The organism is Gottfriedia sp. ABJ_BB2_2, assembly GCF_055484705.1.
In genome coordinates this window covers 468,666-490,049 of the sequence record NZ_JBVFKR010000001.1, presented here as the reverse complement: position 1 = coordinate 490,049, position 21,384 = coordinate 468,666, and the positions used below count along the sequence as shown (strand labels likewise).

Genomic DNA, 21,384 nt, shown 5'->3' with positions numbered 1-21,384 from the left:
TATGGCAAACTTAGAAACTAATAAAGTTTCTAGACGAGATGCACTTAAGTTAATCGGTGTAGGCGGAGCGGGATTATTAATTGGTGCAACTGGTATAGAGGCTGCTACTGATAAAGTAACTAATTTTTTTACTCCAAATAAAGTGGACGCAAGTGAACTTCTTCCATTTTACGGTGAGCATCAACAAGGGATTATTACGCCTGCTCAAGACTTCATGTACTTAGCATCATTTCAACTAGAAACGACATCAAAAAATGAGATAAAAGCGTTATTTAAAAAATGGACGGAAGCGGCTGCTACACTTAGTGAAGGAAAAGAGATTGGAGATGGAGATGTATTGTCTTCCCCTCCAGCAGATACGGGAGAAGCGATTGGACTTCAACCTATGAAACTGACTTTCACTTTTGGTGTAGGACCTAGTTTCTTCGATAAACTATCACTACAATCAAAACGACCAAGTCAATTAAAGGATTTACCACATTTTCCAGGTGACGATTTAAGAGAAGAATGGAATGGTGGAGATGTTGTTGTTCAAGTTTGTGCAAATGATCAACAAGTTGCATTTCATGGACTTCGTAATTTAATTAGAATTGGCCGCGGAATTGTTTCGTTAAAATGGATGCAACATGGATTTCAACGTTCAGCAGGATCAGATCCATCTGGAAGTACCCCAAGAAATTTAATGGGATTTAAAGATGGTACTGCAAATCCAAACCCGAAAGATAAAAATGAAATGAATAAGCATGTTTGGATTCAAAATGAAAATACGCCAACATGGTTAGCTGGTGGTTCGTATTTAGTGGCTAGAAGAATTCGTATTCGAGTAGAGGAATGGGATCGAAGTACTTTAAATGATCAAGAAGCTACATTTGGACGTCATCGACAATCTGGTGCACCTCTTGGCGAAAAGGACGAATTTGCAGAATTAAATGTAAAGAAAAAAGATGTAAATGGTAATTTAATGATTCCCGCTGATTCTCACGTTGCTCTAGCTAGAGGAAATGGTAAAGTGAAAATTTTAAGAAGATCTTATTCATATACAGATGGATTAGATATTCAAACAGGAAAACTAGATGCAGGTTTATTATTTGTAAGTTTCCAAAAAGATATTGAGAAACAATTTATACCTTTACAAGAAAAATTAGCAAAAATGGACTTATTAAATGAATATATTGAACATAATGGAAGTGCGGTCTTTGCATGTTTTGGCGGTGTAAAGAAGGGCAGTTATATTGGAGAAGGATTATTCTAGGTGAAAACAATGAAGAAAATTACAACGGTTTTAATTACTTTACTATTTATTGTATTCATTAATAGTCCAATTCAAAAAATATTTGCAGAAACTGACGCTCAAGAACAAGTACTTTCTCACATTGGGAATTCCTTAACCGAAGTTAAAAACGGTGAGAAAGATAAAGTGAAAGCAGATTTACAATCGATACAAAGTTTAATTGTAAAGGAAGAAAAAACTGATCAATTAAATAAACTTGTAAATAATGCACTAAAAGATTTGGATAGTAATGATATTACAGCAATTACTGAAGATATTCGTGATATTGCTTTTGAGACAGAAAAATGGATTGAAAATACGAATGAGGTAAAAGATTTATCTCAAATTGATTTAACCAAACTAACATTCCATCTTGAAAAAGTTCAGACTTATTCAATTGATTCAGATTGGATTGAAGCAAAAAAACAATATAAATTGTTTGAGGTTGAATGGTATAAAATCGAGAATGATTTAAGAAAAGCGAATGCTGGTTTCTACGGTGCAATTGAATCAAATATGATTACAACTAGATCTGCATTATTTTCAACAGAGCAAGACAGTAAAAAAGTAACAAGTACATTAATGAAATTAATTGATGTCTTAAATCATCCAACAACTGATTCAGATAAAGAGGTAAGTATTGAGAAAGCGATTGGATTGATTGACCAAACGATTGAGTATATTCATTCAGATGAACCCAAAAAAGCACAAGACGCTTTTACTGAGTTCGTTCAGGATTGGCCATATGTTGAAGTAGTTGTTCAAGCTAATTCAATGGAACTTTATAAACAAATTGAAAATGATACAACAATCGCTTTATCACAAATATCCGATCAACCAAACTCTAATCAAACGATGAAAACATTAAAACAGATTCAATCAAACTTAAATATGGCTACGGAGAAAAATTCATATTCGATGTTTGATGCTGGAACAATTGTTTTCCGTGAAGGATTAGAAGCTTTGATTATTATTTCTGCTTTACTAGCTTTAGTTTCAAAAAATAATCAAGTTTCTGCTCGAAAATGGATCTTCATTGGTGGTGCCTTTGGGGTTGTTGCAAGCTTAATTGCCGGTGCATTATTCCAGTTTTTATTATCTAAAATTTCCGCTGGTATTAGCAATCAATTAATTGAAGGGGTATCCGGTTTAATTGCCGTTGTCTTTATGCTAACAGTTGGACTTTGGTTGCATAAACAATCAAATCAACAAGCATATGGCAAAACAATGAAAGAAAAAGCACAAGCTGCATTAGCAGGTGGAGGAATTCTATCAATTAGCTTACTTTCGTTTTTTGCAGTTTTCAGAGAAGGTGCAGAGACTGTAGTATTCTACATTGGGATGAGTTCATCAATTTCAATGAAAGAATTATTGATTGGATTTGCAGGAGGTATCTTGATATTAATTGTTATTGGTTTCATCCTTTTGAAAGGTAGCAAATTAATACCATTAAAACCATTCTTCTTAATTGCAAGCTTATGTATTTACTATTTGACGTTTAAATTTATCGGGCAAAGTATACATGCACTACAAGGAATTGGGTACTTACCAAATCACATGTCTACAAAACTACCAACAATACCTAAAATTGGGATTTATCCTTCATTCGAAAGTGCAATTCCGCAGATCATTTTAATAGTATTTGTGATCTGGTTATTTGTAGGAACAAAGATCAGTAATAAAAAACAATCGATCTCAGCTTAGTAAGTTCACTATTTTGAGAACTACAAAAAATGGTAACTAATCTTAATTAGTTACCATTTTTTATTTATTATTTTTTTCAAAAACTAACAAGAATTCAAGTAGAATAATAAAAATATGTATAGTAAAATTCAAAAGTAGATACAATTTTTAAAGATGAAGATATAGAACTTGATGGAAACATGTTTGTAAGCAATCGACAATCCAAATGCTGAAGTATATTAAAATTATTTAAGAAATTGCTAGAAGAATGAATATGAGGTGTTTTATGACAGAAATAAATTTAAATCCCAAAGTTGATGCATTTTTGAGTAGAGCCAAAAATTGGCAGGCAGAATTTGAAATGTTAAGAAAAATCGTCCTTGATTGTGAACTGACTGAAGATTTTAAATGGATGCATCCTTGTTACACTATTGAAGATAAAAATATTGTTTTAATTCATGGATTTAAAGAATATTGTGCTCTTTTATTTCACAAAGGTGCCTTATTAAAGGATGAGAAGGGGATTTTAATCCAACAAACGGAGAATGTACAGGCGGCTCGCCAAATTCGATTTACGAATGTTCAACAAATAAGTGATATAGAAGCAATCATAAAGGCATATATTCTTGAAGCTATTGAAGTTGAAAAATCCGGGCTGGAAGTCGAGTTTAAAAAGAATACAGAATACATAGTTCCAGAAGAATTCCAACTGAAGTTAGAAGAAATCCCTGAATTGAAAACTGCCTTTGAAGAATTAACGCCTGGTCGCCAGAGAGCATATCTTCTTTATTTTGCAGCACCAAAACAATCTAAAACTCGAGTATCAAGAGTAGAAAAGTATATACCTCAAATCCTCGATGGAAAAGGTTTAAAAGATTAGGACATTCGCTCCTTTTGAAAAAGTATTTTAAAAGGACCTGATTAGGTCCTTTTCGTTTTTTACATTAAACGAATATACACATCAGTATATCATCCAAATATTCATGTTCATTTAGTTTATACTCTTTTATATTACGTCCTTCTTCAACAAACCCTAAGCTTTTATATAATGTGATTGCTCTTGTATTTGTAGCAAACACAGCTAGGCTCACTTTTTCTATAAATGGATTCTGCTTAGCCCATGATAGTAATTCTTCTAATAATAATCTACCAACTCCTGCGTTTCTCATTTCCTTTTTTACCATAATCCCTAACGAGCCTGTGTGTGATAAACGTTTACGATTCTGTGTATTAAAACAAATCCATCCAACGATTTCACCACTTACTTCGGCTACTAACAATGTTTCTCTATCATTTTCTAGACTATTTTTTACCCATACTTGTTGTTCTTCAACAGTTTTATTAAATTCTTCAGAAATAGAAATAAAGTATTGGCCTTCAGCAACAACTTCTCGTTGAATATCTAATAGCGCAGCTGAATCCTTGACTCGCGCTGAACGTATAGTAGTTTTTGTAATTTGTTATCAGTCAATGATTTTCACCCTTTCAAAACAGTTGTTAATCTAACATTCAACAGGAAAGCATGATAACCTTCTTTTGATACTGATTTATACGAAATTTTAGATTAGAAATATATATAATCTGATTCTTAAGCTGATTGAAACACGATTAAGGATCAGTTTACGATTGGTCATTAAAAAATCAATGAAATATGAGCTAAAATATTTAAAATAAACAGTAAAAGCGATATGATAAAGTATAAGAAAAAATGTAGTTATACATAAAAATATTATGTAAACTAAGACGTTTAAAGGAGGATATTTAAATGTTACAGAAAGCGACATTTGCAGGTGGATGTTTCTGGTGTATGGTTACACCATTTGAAGACCTACCGGGCATACACGGTATTGTGTCAGGGTATATGGGGGGACACTTGGAAAATCCCACATATGAAGAAGTGAAAAAAGGTAGCACGGGGCACTATGAAGTCGTTCAAATTACATTTGATGATGAAGTATTTCCGTATCGTAAATTATTAGATTTATTTTGGCCACAAATTGATCCAACTGATGCAGATGGACAATTCCAAGATAGAGGCCCTCAATATCGAGCTGCCATTTTTATTCATAATGAATCTCAACTTACGGAAGCTACAGCATCAAAGGAAGAAATAATTGCGAGTTCACGTTTTAAGAAGCCGATCGTAACAGAAATTTTGCAAGCATCTACATTCTATGAAGCTGAAGAATATCATCAAGATTACCATAAGAAAAATCCAAAGCACTATAAAGAAGATCGTGCGATGTCTGGTAGAGATGAGTTCATTAACGAAAATTGGAAATAAGTTTACATTTTAGAAGCTCATTTGGGCTTCTATTATTTTAAGAGCAATCATTTTTTAAAAATTGAAAGGAGATAGCGACTATGGAATTAAAACAAACAAATAGAAAGTATGTTACTGTTGGATTACTAGTAGCAGTGACATTAGCAGCAATTGAAGGAACAATCATTACGACTGCTACTCCTACAATTACGTCAGATCTATCAGGTGTAAATTTAATGAGTTGGATTTTTGCAGCTTATATGTTAGCCATGACGGTTACAACCCCAATCTATGGGAAGCTATCTGACTTATATGGCCGAAAAAATTTACTGATTTTCGGAATACTTATGTTCGTAATAGGTTCAATTTTGTGTGGTTTTGCACAAAATATGGGGCAGTTAATAACTTTTCGAGCAATTCAAGGCATTGGTGCTGGAGCAGCCTTGCCGCTTACAATGACAGTAATTGGAGATTTATATCCATATCAGGAGCGTGCAAAGGTTCAAGGTTTTATTAGTGCAGTATGGGCTGTTTCAAGTGTAATAGGGCCATTAGTTGGTGGCTTTTTTGTTGATTTTATTTCTTGGAGATTTATCTTTTTTATTAATATTCCGTTTGGTATGTTGTCTACTTATATTTTGTGGAAATTTTATCATCAAAAAATTGAACAAAATAAACGCATTTCGATTGATTATTTAGGTACAATTTTATTTATCATCAGTACACTATCAGTTTTATATGCTTTAGTAGTAGGTGGTGAGAAGGGGAATTGGAGTTCTCCTAATCTAATATTTTTATTTAGTATTGCAATCATTTTATTTGTCCTGTTTCTTTTTGTTGAATCTAAAGCAATTGAACCATTATTACCTTTATCACTATTTAAAATTAAAAATTTAGTCGTCACATATGCAGCGATGTTTGTTGCACACGCATTATTAATTGGCATCGAAGTGTATTTACCAGTATTTAATCAAAGTGTCTTTGGAAAAAGTGCTACAGAGTCAGGTTTAATGTTAATACCATTATCGTTTTCCTGGACAATCGGCTCATTCTTATCCGGACGATTGATTAAACAGTTATCGGCAAAGCAAATCATATTATTTGGGGCTTTCTTTTGTATGATTGGTTCATTAGGGTTATATGAACTGCATAATGTAGAGTTATTTGTTTATGTTTGTAATGCTTTTTTAGGCTTAGGTTTTGGATTATCATTTCCAATTTATATGATCATCATTTCTTCTGCAGTTGAAACGAATCAAAGAGGAATTGCTATTGCAGCGAATTCTTTTCTAAATACATTTAGTCAGACAATTACAGTAGCGATATTAGGTACAATTTTCACATTAAAAGCATCTAGCTTTTTAAATGGTCAGAAATTAGTTTTAGGTGCACATAGTCAACCTGGAGAACATGTGGTATCTGAATCTATTAAAAATGCAGTTACGGAAGGCTTTCAAACAATTACCCTTTTAATGGCAATATTTAGTGTAATCACGTTTGTTTTTGTAATGTTTTTACCGAAATTACATTCCGAAGAAAAAAAAGTTGAACTTGCTCAATAATAAATAAAAGAAAGCTGGGAAACTATGAACTCAACCATGAAAGGGATAGTGTATGGCGTATTTGCATATGTCGTTTGGGGCGTTTTACCAATTTATTGGAAGCTTGTACAAGATATTGCACCTTTTGAAATATTAACACACCGAATCATGTGGTCATTTGTAACATTACTGATTTTTATATTTTTAGTTAGAAAAGTAACCGAATTCAAAGAAACATGGAAACAAGTCATTGGTAATAAAAAGGTCTTGTTTTCAATGATTCTGGTTTCATTGTTAATCAGTACAAATTGGTTATTATATATTTGGGCAGTTAACTCAAATCATATTTTAGATGCTAGCTTAGGTTACTATATAAATCCATTAGTTAGCATAATACTTGGAGTAATTGTGTTAAAAGAGAAATTATCGTTTTGGCAAATTTTTTCTGTCTGTCTCGCAACGATTGGAGTGGGGTACTTAACAATTTCTTCTGGCACATTACCGATCATAGCAATATGTTTATCTTTAACATTTGCTTTTTATGGACTTTTAAAGAAATTACTGAAAATAGAAGCTTTTTTTAGTTTAACAATTGAAACTTTATTAATTTTTCCGGTAGCACTTATTTATTTCATATTCTTATCGGCAAATGGGGATGCTGGTTTCATTAAAAGTGCACCAATTGAACAACTACTATTGATAGGTGCAGGTTTCGTAACAATTTTACCGTTATTATTTTTCGGAAAAGCAACAGAATTAATCCCATACACATATGTAGGTTTCTTACAGTTTATCTCACCTACAATAAGCTTATTGATTGGTGTACTATTGTACGGTGAAAGCTTTACTCATACTGATATGATTTCTTTTACTTTTATATGGGTAGCATGTTTATTCTTCTCTATCTCAAATACACCATTTATGAAATCAATTGAACAAAAATTTAAAAAGCAAAATAAAAAACAATCAATGTCAGCATAAGTTTGATTTATGTGCTTGAATGCATTGAAAGGAGCTAAAATGTCAGGAAGTAAAACGAATGCAATGAGAATATTAGATTCAAAAAAAATACAATATCAAACTTACTCATACGAAATAACTGATGGAAAGATTGACGGCGTATCTGTTGCAAATAAAATTGGGAAAGAACCAGAAATGGTTTATAAAACATTAGTGTCCATTACGCCATCTAAATCAATTTATGTGTTTGTTATTCCGGTAGAAAAAGAGTTAGATTTGAAACTAGCAGCAAAAGTAGCTGGAGAAAAAAAGCTGGAATTATTACCAGTAAAGGACTTGCTAACGAACACTGGTTATGTACGTGGAGGATGTTCTCCGATTGGTATGAAAAAGCAATTTCCAACTATTATTGAACAATCCGCGGACCAATTAAATGAGATCATTGTTAGTGGTGGAAAGATAGGTATACAACTTGAACTGAATGTGAATGATTTAATACAAACAACTCGAAGCAAATTAGCAAAGGTTGCAAAATGACTGAAGTTTTGAGGGATATAAAATGAACTATTTTTATTGTTATTTAATCATTGTGAATATACTATCTTATACTGTTATGGGAATCGATAAGTACCGTGCAAGACGAAAACTATGGAGAATTCCTGAACGGATCTTGTTTTTATTAGCGATTATCGGTGGTTCAATCGGATCGATTTTAGCAATGTACTATTTCCGTCACAAAACAAAGCATCCAAAATTCGTTTTTGGATACTGGATCATTTTATTTATTCAATGTGTTTTGTACTTTTTCTTTTTATAATTTCTTTCGGATAGTCTTCTATTAATTGCACAAAATATTTTATAGCAATTAGTAAGGAGGCGATATAAAATGGGACGTGGAAAAGGCGGCAGAACAAATAACGCTGGACAAAAACAACCTAACTATGAAGATAAGTCAAATTTAGCAGAGTCAAAAAAAAATAAAGCGCAACAGTAAAAAAAGAGTGCCTGTTATCATTTCTTTGATTACAGGCTTTCTTTATTGGAAGTGGGGAATTGAAATTGAAAAACGAATGGTTTGCAAGAATTAATGGGCTTGGTGTAAATGAAGTATCAAATGAAAATATGACAATCTACTTTATTAATGAAGAAAACCTAGAAGAAGCTGTGAAAGATTTAAGCAGAAAAATCAAATGGGATGAAAATTGGTTAATCATAGGATTCGAAGATGAAACAGACGATGTTATATTTATAAACCAGTTAACCGGAGAAGTTTGTACTGCGTATGAATTTGAAAAAAGTTGGGAAGTCGTTACTTTATTTTCAAGTGTGAATGAGTTTTTAAAAGCTTATGGATATTAAAATTAGAAAAAGATGAATACCTAATGATTATTCATCTTTTTGAATTTGTTGAAATATAAACTTGTCAATAAAAAAGTATTATCAGGTTGATTTCCACTACAGGTTGCTCGCTTTCCTAGGGGCGAGACCTGAGCCTCCTCGGCAGGCCTGCGGGGTCTCAGGCTTCCCGCATTTCCCACAGGAGTCGATCATCCTTCCGTTCCAATCAACTTGTTCATAAAAAAAGATTTTTCATTAAAGATAACTCTAACTATCAACTTAAAAAAAGATTTTATTAACGTTTTTGATAAAATTAAATGGGAATATCAACCTTTAAAACAACTTAATAATAATTTGAACCCATTTTTTACCATCTCTACAGTCATAATTGATATGACTCTTTGCATTATACATATTACTTTCATATGACAATTGTATTTTTCTACACTCAGAAAAAGATGAATACAACTAACTGTATTCATCTTTTTTATTAGACTGATATATTTTGTGGATCTTTTAACGCTTCTGCCTGTTTGTATTTTTTTTCATTTATATATAACTTACAAATTATGATTAATGAAACAGCACCAAATATGAGTACCATGTATCGTAGTCCAATCGTATCCAAAAACAGGCCAGTACTTAATAATACAACTTGAAACATGACTCGTTCATACATGCTTCTAAACGAAAAAAGTCTACCGTGATATGATTTGTCAATTGATGTTTGGAATAGGGTTGATGAAACAGGGAAGAAACATCCAACTGCCAATCCAAAGAGTGAAAATGAAACAATTGGCATCCAGTGAATATTAGCAAAAAATAGTGTTAAATGAGCAAATGCTACCAGTGTTGTGAAAAAATATAATAACCCTGTATTTGAGAACTTTTTAGTTAATCGTTTAATGATAAATGCACCGAGCATAAACGATATACCCTCAAATGTATAAATAAGTCCTTTGATTGAATCATTATGTTGTAGATCACTGATTTCAATTACCATTAAATTAAAACCGCCAATAAATAACAGGGGGATAATATTTAAAATGATTAAATTGAAGACAACTGGCGTATTTCGAATTAAACGAAATATTTCCGTAAATCCTTCTTTTTGTTTTGATTCCTTTGATTTACTCTCTGTTGATGTTAGAACTTTCGATTGTTCCTCAAAACGTAAGAAGAATGTCATGATAAAAAGAAATGCATATGCTAGCATACTAATTCCATAAACATTTGTTAAACTTGTTGCGACAACTAAAATGCCACCAATTGATGTCCCAGCAATACGGGCAATTGTGGCAATATTCATATGAATCCCATTTAGTGATAACAACTGATCTTCTTTCACAATAAGTGGTATAACAGCTTGTAGTGCTGGAAAATAAAATGCCGCCGATATTTGTAAACAAACTAAAAATAAAACCATAAAAATAATATTTTCATAATGAATCGCACTAAACATGATGATTGTACTTAATGTTCGACCAAGGCCGCTAATCAATAATATTTTTTTCTTTGGATATTGATCAATTAATCGACCAGCCAATGGACCAACAAATACACCAGCTAGTAATCCAAAAAAGAGAATAAGAGATTTAAAGAAATCGGAAGGGACATGTTGTTGCATAAAATCTAGATTCCCAATAATTCCAACCCATAATCCGATTCCTGCTCCAAATTCTCCGATTAGAACAATCCAAACGTTACGGTTTCTCCACATTTATTAAAACCTCTTTTTCTAAATATATTTCTAAGACTTTAGCTATTATCTCAAATATAGGATAAAAAAACTATTAAAACTATTAAAAAATGTTAAAAAAAAGAAGCCTTTTAGCTTCTAAAACTGTGTGTAAATTAGTTCAATATTTGGTTTATAGGCTGATAAAAAATTGCTTTTTTCGAGATGTAAATTCACTTGAGAAGAGGAGTTTAGGTTTCAACTCTCTGAATCAAGAAAGAAGTGTTTTGTCGCCAGACTGTTGGAAGCACTTATTCCTCTATCTCGTAATCAAGATGATTAAGCAGTAAATAAGTTGCTTCATTTAATTTAGATGAAGATTCAAAGGTTGCTTGTGCTTGTTGTGCACTTCCTCCACCTTTTCCATCTATTTGAGAAAGAATATTTTTAAGGACATTTCCGCAATGCAGTTCAGTGCCAGTTTGATTCAAAAATAAAAGTCTATTGTCTTTTAAACTTGTAAAAATAATAATGGAAGGTTGCTTACTATGTATGATTTTTGCTAGTAACTGTAAATCCTTCATGTCTTCTTCAGTAAATGTTTGGAAAATTATTCCGTTTTTAGCATTAACTAAACATTCATTTGAGATTGATTCAAAAATCATCGCCTTTAAACGATCAATTTCTTTTTGAGCTTCCTTTAATTCGGAAATGGTTTGTTCAATTTTATCTTTTAATTGATCCGAATTTGTATTAAATAATAAATTTATGCTCGTTACGATGTGATTTGTTTTTTGAAATTCTTCAAGTGCACGATTCCCACATTTAAAATGAAGGCGAGTAGATTGTCTAACTTTTTCGGTTTTCATCAACTTAAGTAACCCAATTTCACCAGTTTGTTTTACATGTGTACCACAGCATGCTGAAATATCAATATCTGTTATTTCTACGATTCGAATTTCTTCATCATTAACCTTTGGCAATTTTCGAAGGTGTAATGAATCGAGATTATCTTTTTTGACGAAATATGTTTTAATCTCATTATTTTGGATAATTTTTTGATAAACTGCTAGTTCAATCTCAATTAATTGATTTGATGAAAGACTTGGTGTATCTAAATCGATTGTGACTGTATCTTTACCAAGATGAAAACTAATCGTTTGAATATCATATAAATCGATAATCGCAGCAGAAAGAAGGTGCTGGCCACTATGGTGCTGCATATGATCAAGTCTTCTATTCCAATCAATGATACACTTCACATTTTCATTTCTCGGTTTTTCTTTTAGAACATGAATAACTTCGCTGTCATGATCAATACATTCAATACATTCAATTCCATCAATTGTCCCAGAATCAGATGGCTGGCCACCACTTTCAGGATAAAATGCAGAATCTTCTAATTTAACATGGTAAAGTCCATCTATTTCTTGTATATCAACGATGGAAGTTGTCCATTCTTTCAATGTGGGCTTTACATAATATAATTTTTGAGCCATCATCTTACCTCATTATTTTTACTTTAAGATTATTATATAGAGTGTTTGTGAAAAACGAAAATATTTACTATAAAAATTTGTATCAGATTATGTAAACTTTTCATCGTATAACAGGTAAGTCTTGTAGAAAGGTTTTAATTTTACTAAAAAATATGGTATTGTTAAGAGTAGAGCAAAAGAGAGTTGGAGGAAAACAATGATTACACTTAGTAATGTTAGTTTGCGATTTGCGGACAGAAAATTATTTGATGATGTTAATATAAAATTTACACCTGGAAACTGTTACGGTTTAATTGGAGCAAATGGTGCTGGTAAATCTACGCTAATTAAAATCTTATCTGGAGATATCGAACCTTCTACGGGCGATGTTATCATTACACCAGGTGAGCGTTTAGCAGTATTAAAACAGAACCAATTTGAATATGAAGAATTTGAAGTACTTCAAACTGTTATTATGGGTCATACTCGTCTATATGAAGTCATGAAAGAAAAAGATGCGATTTATATGAAAGAAGACTTTACAGAAGAAGATGGAATGAAAGCTGCTGAGCTTGAAGGTGAATTTGCTGAGTTAAATGGTTGGGAAGCAGAATCTGAAGCTGCAATTTTATTAAAAGGCTTAGGAATTACGGAAGCACTTCATGATAAAAAAATGAGTGAATTACAAGCAGGCGAAAAAGTAAAAGTATTACTTGCTCAAGCTCTTTTTGGTCAACCAGACATTCTTTTATTAGATGAGCCTACGAATAACTTAGATTTAAAAGCTGTTCAATGGTTAGAAAACTTCTTAATTAACTTTGAAAATACAGTTATCGTCGTTTCGCATGACCGACATTTCTTAAACCAAGTTTGTACGCACATGGCGGACCTTGATTTTGGTAAAGTTCAACTTTATGTTGGTAACTATGATTTCTGGTACGAGTCAAGCCAATTAGCTCAAAGATTAATGGGCGATGCTAACAAAAAGAAAGAAGAGAAGATTAAAGAGCTTCAAAACTTTATTGCTCGTTTTAGTTCAAATGCATCAAAAGCAAAGCAAGCAACTTCTCGTAAGAAATTATTAGACAAAATTACGTTAGATGATATTAAACCTTCTTCACGCCGTTATCCATTCGTTGGATTTACACCTGAAAGAGAAGTTGGAAATGATTTATTAACAGTTGAAGGTCTATCTAAAACTGTTGACGGAGTAAAAGTATTAGATAATGTTCGTTTTACTGTAAATAAAGGTGATAAAATCGCTTTTGTTGGTAAAAATGATGTTGCAATTACGACATTATTTAAAATTTTAATGGGCGAAATGGAGCCTGATACTGGTTCATTTAAATGGGGGATTACAACATCTCAAGCATTTTTCCCAAAAGACAACTCAGAGTTCTTTGAAAACAGCGACATGAATTTAATTGAATGGTTACGCCAATTCTCTCCACAAGATGAGTCAGAAAGCTTCCTTCGTGGATTCTTAGGTCGTATGCTATTCTCTGGAGAAGAAGTAATGAAAAAAGCTTCGGTTCTATCTGGAGGAGAAAAAGTTCGCTGTATGCTATCAAAAATGATGCTTAGCGGAGCAAACGTTCTTGTATTAGACGATCCTACAAACCACTTAGACTTAGAATCAATTACAGCACTAAATGATGGTCTAATTGCGTTTAAAGGAACTGCTCTATTCACATCACATGACCACCAGTTCATTCAAACAATCGCAAACCGTATCATCGAAGTAACACCGAACGGTTTAGTTGACAAAGAATGTACGTACGATGAATTCTTAGAGAACACAGAATTACAAAAACAAGTAGAATCATTATATAAAAAATAATATGAAAAACTACTGACCTTTTAAAGTAAAGTAGTAAAAGGACCAAATCGTTTATGATTTGGTCCTTTTGTTTTTAGTGCAATCAGAAGAAATTAAACTACAATTTTACAATATAGGGGGACTGCCCAAAAGTTCAAAAAGTTTATTTGTTCCTTTAAAATGTAAAGATTTTTATTACTTTTCACTTAGTATACAATTTGATAAACTAAAACAAAAAGGAGGAGTAACTATGTCAAATGAAGATAAAAATACATTTTTTCAAAAATACTTAAAAAAAGCCTCTTCCTATCTTGGAAATAAAGAAAAGTCTACTGATTTACTACAAAGAGCAATGAAACTAGCACCAAAGAAAAAAGGTGCGCTAGGTGATGCTTGGGAAAAAGTTATTTTATTTATTGACCTATTTAAAGCCTATATTAACGGTAGCTATCGAGATATTTCTACTAAATCAATATTAACTGTAATTGCAGCATTACTATATTTCGTTAGTCCAATAGATGCATTACCAGATTTCCTAGTAGGATTGGGACTTTTGGATGATGCTACAATTTTAGCTTACACATTTAAACAGTTAAATACAGACATAGAGAAATATAAAATTTGGAAAAATAAAAAACAAGAGGAAAATGAACTAATTGATAAAGAGGAATGAACATTTTATTAATAATTAATAAATTATGCCGATAAACGTTATATAACCATGTAGTAATTTTTTTATCTAAGGAAGGATGTATAACGTGCTATCAATAGGAGATACGGTCTTTATCGAAGAAAAGATCGATGATCAAATTTTATATTATAAAACAAGACTTGTAGATTTACTTGACAAACAACTTCATTTAGAAATACCAATTAATGAAATGACTGGTAGAAATGCTATTTTTTCAAGAAATTCAGCTTTTAAAGCTTTATTCCTAACTAAAAAATCAGTACTTTATTCCTGTAGCATAACATATATCCAGACATTACATGAGACTGTCCCTGTAATGGTTTTCACAAAACCAAACGAGAATGAATTGGTAATCGAGCAAAGAAGAAGATTCTTTCGCATTCCATCTTCAACCGAAATTACTATTCTCCCAATTGAGGAAGAGTTTACGTCAATTAAATCTTTATCACAGGATATCAGTGCTGGAGGAGTTGCGATTCATATTCCGAAGTCAATTCCATTACAAGTAAATCAGAATGTGGTATTAAAAATGAATTTACAATTTGAAAAGTCACTAAACGAAGAAGTTAAAGTTGAATCGACAATAGTAAGAATACATGAGTCAGAATCAAATGAAATGCAGTTAATTTCATTAATGTATAGTAATTTGTCTAATCAAGATAGACAAAAAATTGTAAAATACACGATGGAACAACAACGACTACAAATACAATCATTGAAATACGATTAACTTAAGTAGGTTTGTAAACAAAGTAGAAAATTATAGAATCAGACTGATTGAAACACTAGCCTTTATAGGCTCAGGTGCCACAATAGGAGCGGAGTTGCCTTTGTGTAGGTAATGAGCACCGCAAGCGGGCGAAGCAACGAAGAAAACGATTGTTTAGCGGGCTGTCTGAAAGGTTGTCATTGATAGTGACAACCTTTTTTATGTGAACATAATTAATAATTCGTACGACTTTCATCGTTAATCCAAACAAGAAACGGATTTTCTTTATCAAGTACTGGAATGAATACATGTTCACTAGGAATTGAGCGATCTTCATACGGTAACGACAATTCATTATAAATATGGGCATCATCAAAACCGATTTCAGCTGCCTCTTTTTTTGTAAAGAAGTAATAAATTTTAGAGATTCTAGACCAATATGCAGCACTAAGACACATTGGACAAGGTTCACAGCTAGTATACAAAACAGAATCTTTTAAAGTAAAGGTTCCGATATTTAAACATGCATCTCTAATTGCTTGGACCTCAGCATGTGCTGTAGGATCATTTAAGGATGTCACGCTGTTTACACCAGCTCCTATAATTTTACCATCTTTGACAATTATAGCCCCAAAAGGTCCGCCATTTTTATTTAGTAAATTTTCATAAGCAAGTCTAACACTTAGTTTTATCCAATCAGTGTGTTTCATTCACAACACCACCGTTCATAGTCAAATGTTTAATCATTTTATGAACTAAATAGTGTAAATATGACACTTCAATTCACGAGGTATGTCGAATTATTTACACTCAAAAATAGAGGGAATTTAGTAATATGTTTAGAATTTAGTAAACGCTTACAAAAAATTGTATTCTAAGGGTGTGTACGTGTTGAGTAACTATGGAAATAATGTTCAATTTCAAGTTTATAGTAGTGGAAAAAAGAGTGAACTGCCTGTTTCTTTTGAAGAAATGGAACAATTAGCACATGAAAAAATAGATGAAAGCTCATTTTATTATATAGCCGGTGGAGCTGGTAAAGAACGTTCAATGAAGGAAAATAGATTATCATTTGATCAGTGGAAAATCGTACCAAGAATGTTGCGAAATGTAGCTGAGCGTGATATAAGTGTCAAGTTGTTTGGAAAAACTTATCAATCACCAATCCTATTTGCTCCAATTGGGATTCAGACGATTGCACATCCAAATGGTGAGTTAGAGGCAGCTAAAGCAGCCGCTGCATTGAATATCCCTTATATTGCGAGTACTGCAGCAAGTTTTTCATTAGAGAAAATAGCAGATGTATTAGATGATTCGCCAAAATGGTTCCAGCTGTACTGGAGCAATGATATGGACATAACTGCAAGTATGGTCAAACGAGCTGAAAAAAGTGGGTATGAAGCAATCGTCGTAACATTAGATACGCCAATGATGGGTTGGAGAGAAAAGGATATTGAACATGCATACTTACCATTTTTACAAGGACAAGGCATCGCAAATTACTTAGAAGACCCAGTTTTTTGTTCAAGATTAAATGTATCCCCTAAGGATGATATTGAATCAGCCATTCTCCTTTGGACGAGATTATTCGGAAACCCATCACTTACTTGGGAAGATTTAGCTTTCCTGCGTAAGCAAACAAACTTACCAATTTTACTAAAAGGTATTTTGCATAAAGAAGATGCAAAACTAGCTTATGAGTATGGGATGGACGGAATCATTGTTTCAAATCATGGAGGACGACAAGTTGATGGAACGATTAGTTCTTTAGACGCATTAGAAATGATTAGTAATGAGTTAAAAGGGGAAATATCAATTTTATTTGATAGTGGAATTAGAAGAGGAGCAGATGTTTTTAAGGCATTATCCCTTGGAGCTGACGCTGTATTAATTGGTCGCCCGTTTATGTATGGTTTAGCACTTGGAGGTAAAGAAGGTGTCATTCATGTCATGAGAAATATCATTGCTGACTTTGATCTAACAATGGCATTATCAGGGCAAAAGAATATTAGTGAATTGAACTCATCCTTATTAATTAAAGGATCAATTCGAAAACAATTACAAGAAATATAAGAAAAAGTCCTAATTAACTTTTATCGTTAACTAGGACTTTTTTTATGCTACATTTTTAATATTCGGTTTTGAATTATTTTTACTTTTCATGGAAGCTCCAATCAAAAACCCAATAAAACCAGGGAGTACCCAACCAAAACCTTGGCTTTGCATTGGAATAATTGCTAAAGAATCAGAAAGTGTATCATTTAAAAATGTATGATTAATCATTTCAATGAAACTATATAAACCAACAAAACCTATTGTCATCACATATACAGGACGATCTTTAAATGGAATTTTATCGTGGACTAACCCAAGTACAATTAAAGCAATTGCCATTGGATATAACAAACCAAGTACAGGAACTGAAACTTTTAAAATTTGAGTAAGACCAAGATTCGCAACAATGGCGCTAATCGCACATAATAAGACAACCCAGTTTAGATAAGTTAATTTTGGAAAGATACTTGTAAAATATTGTGCACAAGAAGTGATTAAACCGATGCATACACTTAAGCATGCAAGCGTAAAAATAAGCCCTAAAACAATAGTTCCACTATTACCAAATAACTGATGTAAAACAGTACTTAATACAATCGCACCGTTATCGACTGTACCAGATATATGTGCAGAAGCACCCAAATAGGCAATGATTAAATAAGTAAGCATTAGTAGAACGCCACAAATGATCCCAAATATCGCCAAGTAATTAACTTGTAATTTCTGATTACTAATCTCTTTACCTTTGAAAATATTAACAAACACAATTCCGTATATTAATGCAGCTATCGCATCCATTGTTTGATAACCGTCTAAAAATCCTTGAGAAATAGGATGAGATTTATAGACTGATGTGGGGTCGTTAAAGCTTGATAAATCTGTAAACAAAGCTTTAATAAATACAATGATAATTAAGATAAGCAAAGATGGCGTTAAAATTTTGCCAAACCTGTCTATTAATTTTGAAGGAGATTTCGCAAACCAATAAACGATACTAAAAAATACAATGGTATAAATCATTAACCCGATTGGCGATGATTCGATTGAATTTGATAGAAATGGTTTAATACTCATTTCATAAGCTAAACTACCTGCTCGTGGAATGGCAAGTCCTGGCCCGATTGATAAATAAATTGCTAAAGGAAAAAGTAAGGCAAAAATCGGATTTACTCTGTTCACTAATGTATCGAATGAACCCGATTTCGCAATTGCAATAAAAGCCAGTACTGCAAGTCCTGCATCTGAAATAATGAAGCCAGCAACTGCTTGCCAAACATTCTCACCAGCAGTTTGTCCTAAATACGCAGGAAAGATTAGATTACCTGCACCAAATAACATTGAAAATAGCATAAAACCCATAAATAAAATTTCTTTCTTTGTTAAATAATTCAAACAATTCACCTCAATCTATAGTTCAAATAAAAAGTAGATTTCATTCTATCAAATATATTTTCCAATTACTATACTAAAATAAAAAAATTCAATTAATATTCAATAGATTTTAAAATTTATGTTACTATGTCCTATTTTTATGGATAAGTAGCATAAGTAAACTTGTCCATAAACTATATATTTAGTAAGTATAAAGTTTGGGAGGACAACAATGATTGAATTTCAAGAGATATCCTTTAAACATTCAAATGGTAAATATGCAGTTTCAGACTTATCGTTTACGATCGAAAAGGGAGAATGCGTAGTATTAATTGGCCCAAGTGGTTGTGGCAAAACGACGACAGTTAAATTATTAAACAGATTACTGAATCCAACTGAAGGTGTGATTTTGTTTAATAATGAAAATATAATTGAATCCGATGTGTATGAATTAAGAAGAGACTTCGGCTACGTGATGCAACAAATCGCATTGTTTCCACATTTTACTGTTGAAGAAAATATTTCGATTGTACCTCAGTTAAAAAAGTGGGATAAAAATCGGATTAAAGAGCGGGTCGACGAATTATTGAAATTAGTAAATTTAGTACCTGAGGAATTTAAGCAAAGATCTGTTGCAGACTTATCAGGGGGGCAACAACAAAGAGTAGGGGTTGCAAGAGCGTTGGCTGCAGATCCGAGTGTGTTATTAATGGATGAACCTTTCAGTGCTTTAGACCCGCTGACACGTGAACTATTACAAAAGGATTTAAAGTTATTAAAAGAAAAAATTAAGAAAACAATTTTATTCGTTACACATGATTTGGATGAGGCATTTTATATTGGAGATCGAATTGGTATCATGTTTAATGGTGAACTTGTGCAAATTGGGACAAAGGAAGAATTGATCAATCAACCCAAAAATCAACTTGTTGAACAATTTATACGACGGTATAGGGAAAAGAATGTAGTGGAAGGTGGAATATCACTATGATTCTCACTTCATTTTTGAATACCTTTGGAAATAGGAAAGAGCAATTAGTGACAGCTTTGTTTGAACACGTTCAATTATCTCTTTTGTCATTAATGATTGCGATTGTAATTGCTGTCCCACTTGGTATTTATTTATCAAGAAAGCAAGTTTTATCGGAATACGTAATTGGCAGTACAGCGATCATCCAAACAATTCCTTCCTTAGCTTTATTAGGAATATTAATTCCGTTAGTTGGTATTGGAAAAATTCCGGCTGTCATTGCATTAAGTATATACGCACTTTTACCAATTTTACGGAATACATATACCGGTATCAAGGAGATTGATCCAATTTTATTGGAGGCTGCTACTGGACTGGGAATGAAGAATTCTCAAAAACTCGTAAAAGTGGAGTTACCATTAGCATTACCTGTTATTATGGCAGGTGTACGTACTTCAATGGTCTTAATCGTTGGAACTGCAACGATCGCTGCACTCATTGGGGCAGGTGGATTAGGTAGTTTGATATTACTCGGTATTGATCGGAACGATATGAATTTAATAATAATTGGTGCGATTCCAGCAGCCTTCTTAGCGATAATCTTTGATTTCTTATTAAAACTATTAGAAAAATCAAGCTTCAAAAGTTTTTCATTACGAATGGTTACAACTGGTTTTATCATTTTAGCATTATGTATCTCTCCAATCACGATCCAAGCTTGGAATAAAACGGATATTGTGATAGCGGGTAAATTAGGAGCAGAACCTGAGATTATCATGAACATGTATAAGTTAATGATTGAAAATGAAACAAATTTAAAAGTTGAAGTAAAGCCTAATTTCGGAAAAACTACTTTTGTTTTTAATGCGCTGAAAAATGGAGATATCGACATATACCCTGAATATACAGGTACTGTAGTATCGACGTTTTTGAAAGAAAATGCTGTTAGTAAAAATGCCAGTGAAGTTTATGAACAGTCTAAAAATGGTTTAGCTAAAAAATATCAAATGACTTATTTAGAACCGATGAAATTTAACGACACTTATGCTTTAGCAATGCCAACAAAAGTAGCCAATCAGAATGGAATAGAGACAATATCTGATGCGGTAAAATATGCGAACCAATTAAAAGCTGGGTTTACATTAGAATTTTCAGATCGTGAAGATGGTTATCTCGGTTTAAAGAAGCTGTACGGATTAAATTTGCCAAATTTAAAGACAATGGAACCAAAATTACGCTATCAAGCAATTCAATCAGGTGAAATTTCAATTATTGATGCTTATTCTACAGATAGTGAGTTAGATAGTTATGATATGAAAGTATTAAAAGATGATAAAGAATTGTTTCCGCCGTATCAATGTGCACCACTAGTTAGAAGTGAAACAATTGAAAAGTATCCAATGATTGAAAAAGTACTAAATAAATTACAAAATAGAATTAGTGATGATGAGATGAGAAACATGAATTATCAAGTAAATGTAGATGGAAAAACTGCAGTAAGTGTTGCGAAAGAGTTCTTAAAGAATGAAGGATTATTACAATAATTGATTTGAAAAAG

At 32.4% G+C, this 21,384-nt stretch carries 20 protein-coding genes; 15 read left to right on the top strand and 5 right to left on the bottom strand.

The annotated features are described in order from the left end of the window. The first annotated feature begins 1 nt into the window (after position 1). From efeB to ACX6U0_RS02585, 3 genes are all read left to right on the top strand, one after another. Positions 2-1,252, top strand: a complete 1,251-nt coding sequence (gene efeB / locus ACX6U0_RS02595; protein ID WP_464958447.1) for an iron uptake transporter deferrochelatase/peroxidase subunit — start codon at positions 2-4, stop codon at positions 1,250-1,252. A gap of 9 nt (positions 1,253-1,261) precedes the next feature. Continuing rightward, positions 1,262-2,974 (top strand): FTR1 family iron permease, encoded by a 1,713-nt coding sequence (locus ACX6U0_RS02590; protein WP_464958446.1) that lies wholly within the window; start codon positions 1,262-1,264, stop codon positions 2,972-2,974. 265 nt (positions 2,975-3,239) lie between these two features. Further along, complete coding sequence (locus tag ACX6U0_RS02585) at positions 3,240-3,833, top strand: YdeI/OmpD-associated family protein (RefSeq protein WP_464958445.1); 594 nt, start codon at positions 3,240-3,242, stop codon at positions 3,831-3,833. A gap of 64 nt (positions 3,834-3,897) precedes the next feature. On the opposite strand, the gene ACX6U0_RS02580 is transcribed toward ACX6U0_RS02585, so the two are convergent. After that, complete coding sequence (locus tag ACX6U0_RS02580; RefSeq protein WP_464958863.1) at positions 3,898-4,395, bottom strand: N-acetyltransferase family protein; 498 nt, start codon at positions 4,393-4,395, stop codon at positions 3,898-3,900. Between the two features lie 323 nt (positions 4,396-4,718). Here ACX6U0_RS02580 and msrA point away from each other — a divergent pair, with 323 nt between their 5' ends. From msrA to ACX6U0_RS02550, 6 genes are all read left to right on the top strand, one after another. After that, the gene (gene msrA, locus ACX6U0_RS02575; RefSeq protein ID WP_464958444.1) at positions 4,719-5,237 is read left to right on the top strand and encodes a peptide-methionine (S)-S-oxide reductase MsrA; all 519 of its coding nucleotides are present in this window, start codon (positions 4,719-4,721) and stop codon (positions 5,235-5,237) included. 80 nt (positions 5,238-5,317) lie between these two features. After that, positions 5,318-6,778, top strand: a complete 1,461-nt coding sequence (locus tag ACX6U0_RS02570; protein WP_464958443.1) for an MDR family MFS transporter — start codon at positions 5,318-5,320, stop codon at positions 6,776-6,778. A 24-nt stretch (positions 6,779-6,802) separates the two neighbouring features. After that, the gene (rarD, locus tag ACX6U0_RS02565) at positions 6,803-7,738 is read left to right on the top strand and encodes an EamA family transporter RarD (protein WP_464958442.1); all 936 of its coding nucleotides are present in this window, start codon (positions 6,803-6,805) and stop codon (positions 7,736-7,738) included. A gap of 39 nt (positions 7,739-7,777) precedes the next feature. Further along, on the top strand, positions 7,778-8,254 hold the full coding sequence (ybaK, locus tag ACX6U0_RS02560; protein ID WP_464958441.1) for a Cys-tRNA(Pro) deacylase: 477 nt from the start codon (positions 7,778-7,780) through the stop codon (positions 8,252-8,254). A 22-nt stretch (positions 8,255-8,276) separates the two neighbouring features. Next, a complete protein-coding gene (locus ACX6U0_RS02555) occupies positions 8,277-8,534 on the top strand; it encodes a DUF1294 domain-containing protein (RefSeq protein ID WP_464958440.1) in 258 nt (85 codons plus the stop codon). Positions 8,535-8,776: 242 nt separating this feature from the next. Beyond that, a complete protein-coding gene (locus tag ACX6U0_RS02550; RefSeq protein ID WP_464958439.1) occupies positions 8,777-9,076 on the top strand; it encodes a hypothetical protein in 300 nt (99 codons plus the stop codon). Between the two features lie 469 nt (positions 9,077-9,545). Here the strand turns inward: ACX6U0_RS02550 and ACX6U0_RS02545 are convergent, their stop codons facing one another. Beyond that, positions 9,546-10,775 carry an MFS transporter gene (locus tag ACX6U0_RS02545; RefSeq protein ID WP_464958438.1) on the bottom strand — a complete coding sequence of 410 codons (1,230 nt, stop codon included), beginning with the start codon at positions 10,773-10,775 and terminating at the stop codon, positions 9,546-9,548. Between the two features lie 269 nt (positions 10,776-11,044). Further along, positions 11,045-12,232 carry an alanyl-tRNA editing protein gene (locus tag ACX6U0_RS02540; RefSeq protein WP_464958437.1) on the bottom strand — a complete coding sequence of 396 codons (1,188 nt, stop codon included), beginning with the start codon at positions 12,230-12,232 and terminating at the stop codon, positions 11,045-11,047. Positions 12,233-12,428: 196 nt separating this feature from the next. On the opposite strand from ACX6U0_RS02540, the gene ACX6U0_RS02535 reads away from it, so the two are divergent. From ACX6U0_RS02535 to ACX6U0_RS02525, 3 genes are all read left to right on the top strand, one after another. Next, the gene (locus ACX6U0_RS02535; protein WP_464958436.1) at positions 12,429-14,051 is read left to right on the top strand and encodes an ABC-F family ATP-binding cassette domain-containing protein; all 1,623 of its coding nucleotides are present in this window, start codon (positions 12,429-12,431) and stop codon (positions 14,049-14,051) included. A gap of 229 nt (positions 14,052-14,280) precedes the next feature. Beyond that, positions 14,281-14,703 carry a YkvA family protein gene (locus ACX6U0_RS02530; protein WP_464958435.1) on the top strand — a complete coding sequence of 141 codons (423 nt, stop codon included), beginning with the start codon at positions 14,281-14,283 and terminating at the stop codon, positions 14,701-14,703. A gap of 85 nt (positions 14,704-14,788) precedes the next feature. After that, complete coding sequence (locus ACX6U0_RS02525; protein WP_464958434.1) at positions 14,789-15,451, top strand: flagellar brake protein; 663 nt, start codon at positions 14,789-14,791, stop codon at positions 15,449-15,451. Positions 15,452-15,663: 212 nt separating this feature from the next. Here the strand turns inward: ACX6U0_RS02525 and ACX6U0_RS02520 are convergent, their stop codons facing one another. Continuing rightward, the gene (locus ACX6U0_RS02520) at positions 15,664-16,140 is read right to left on the bottom strand and encodes a nucleoside deaminase (protein WP_464958433.1); all 477 of its coding nucleotides are present in this window, start codon (positions 16,138-16,140) and stop codon (positions 15,664-15,666) included. 181 nt (positions 16,141-16,321) lie between these two features. On the opposite strand from ACX6U0_RS02520, the gene ACX6U0_RS02515 reads away from it, so the two are divergent. After that, entirely contained in the window at positions 16,322-17,503 is a 1,182-nt protein-coding gene (locus ACX6U0_RS02515) for an alpha-hydroxy-acid oxidizing protein (RefSeq protein WP_464958432.1), read from the top strand. Between the two features lie 42 nt (positions 17,504-17,545). On the opposite strand, the gene brnQ is transcribed toward ACX6U0_RS02515, so the two are convergent. Continuing rightward, positions 17,546-18,877 carry a branched-chain amino acid transport system II carrier protein gene (gene brnQ / locus ACX6U0_RS02510; RefSeq protein WP_464958431.1) on the bottom strand — a complete coding sequence of 444 codons (1,332 nt, stop codon included), beginning with the start codon at positions 18,875-18,877 and terminating at the stop codon, positions 17,546-17,548. Positions 18,878-19,088: 211 nt separating this feature from the next. Here brnQ and ACX6U0_RS02505 point away from each other — a divergent pair, with 211 nt between their 5' ends. Both ACX6U0_RS02505 and ACX6U0_RS02500 read left to right on the top strand, forming a co-directional pair. Continuing rightward, complete coding sequence (locus tag ACX6U0_RS02505) at positions 19,089-19,847, top strand: ATP-binding cassette domain-containing protein (protein WP_464958430.1); 759 nt, start codon at positions 19,089-19,091, stop codon at positions 19,845-19,847. After that, a complete protein-coding gene (locus ACX6U0_RS02500) occupies positions 19,844-21,370 on the top strand; it encodes an ABC transporter permease/substrate-binding protein (protein ID WP_464958429.1) in 1,527 nt (508 codons plus the stop codon). The genes ACX6U0_RS02505 and ACX6U0_RS02500 overlap by 4 nt, the downstream gene beginning before the upstream one ends. Positions 21,371-21,384: the final 14 nt, after the last annotated feature.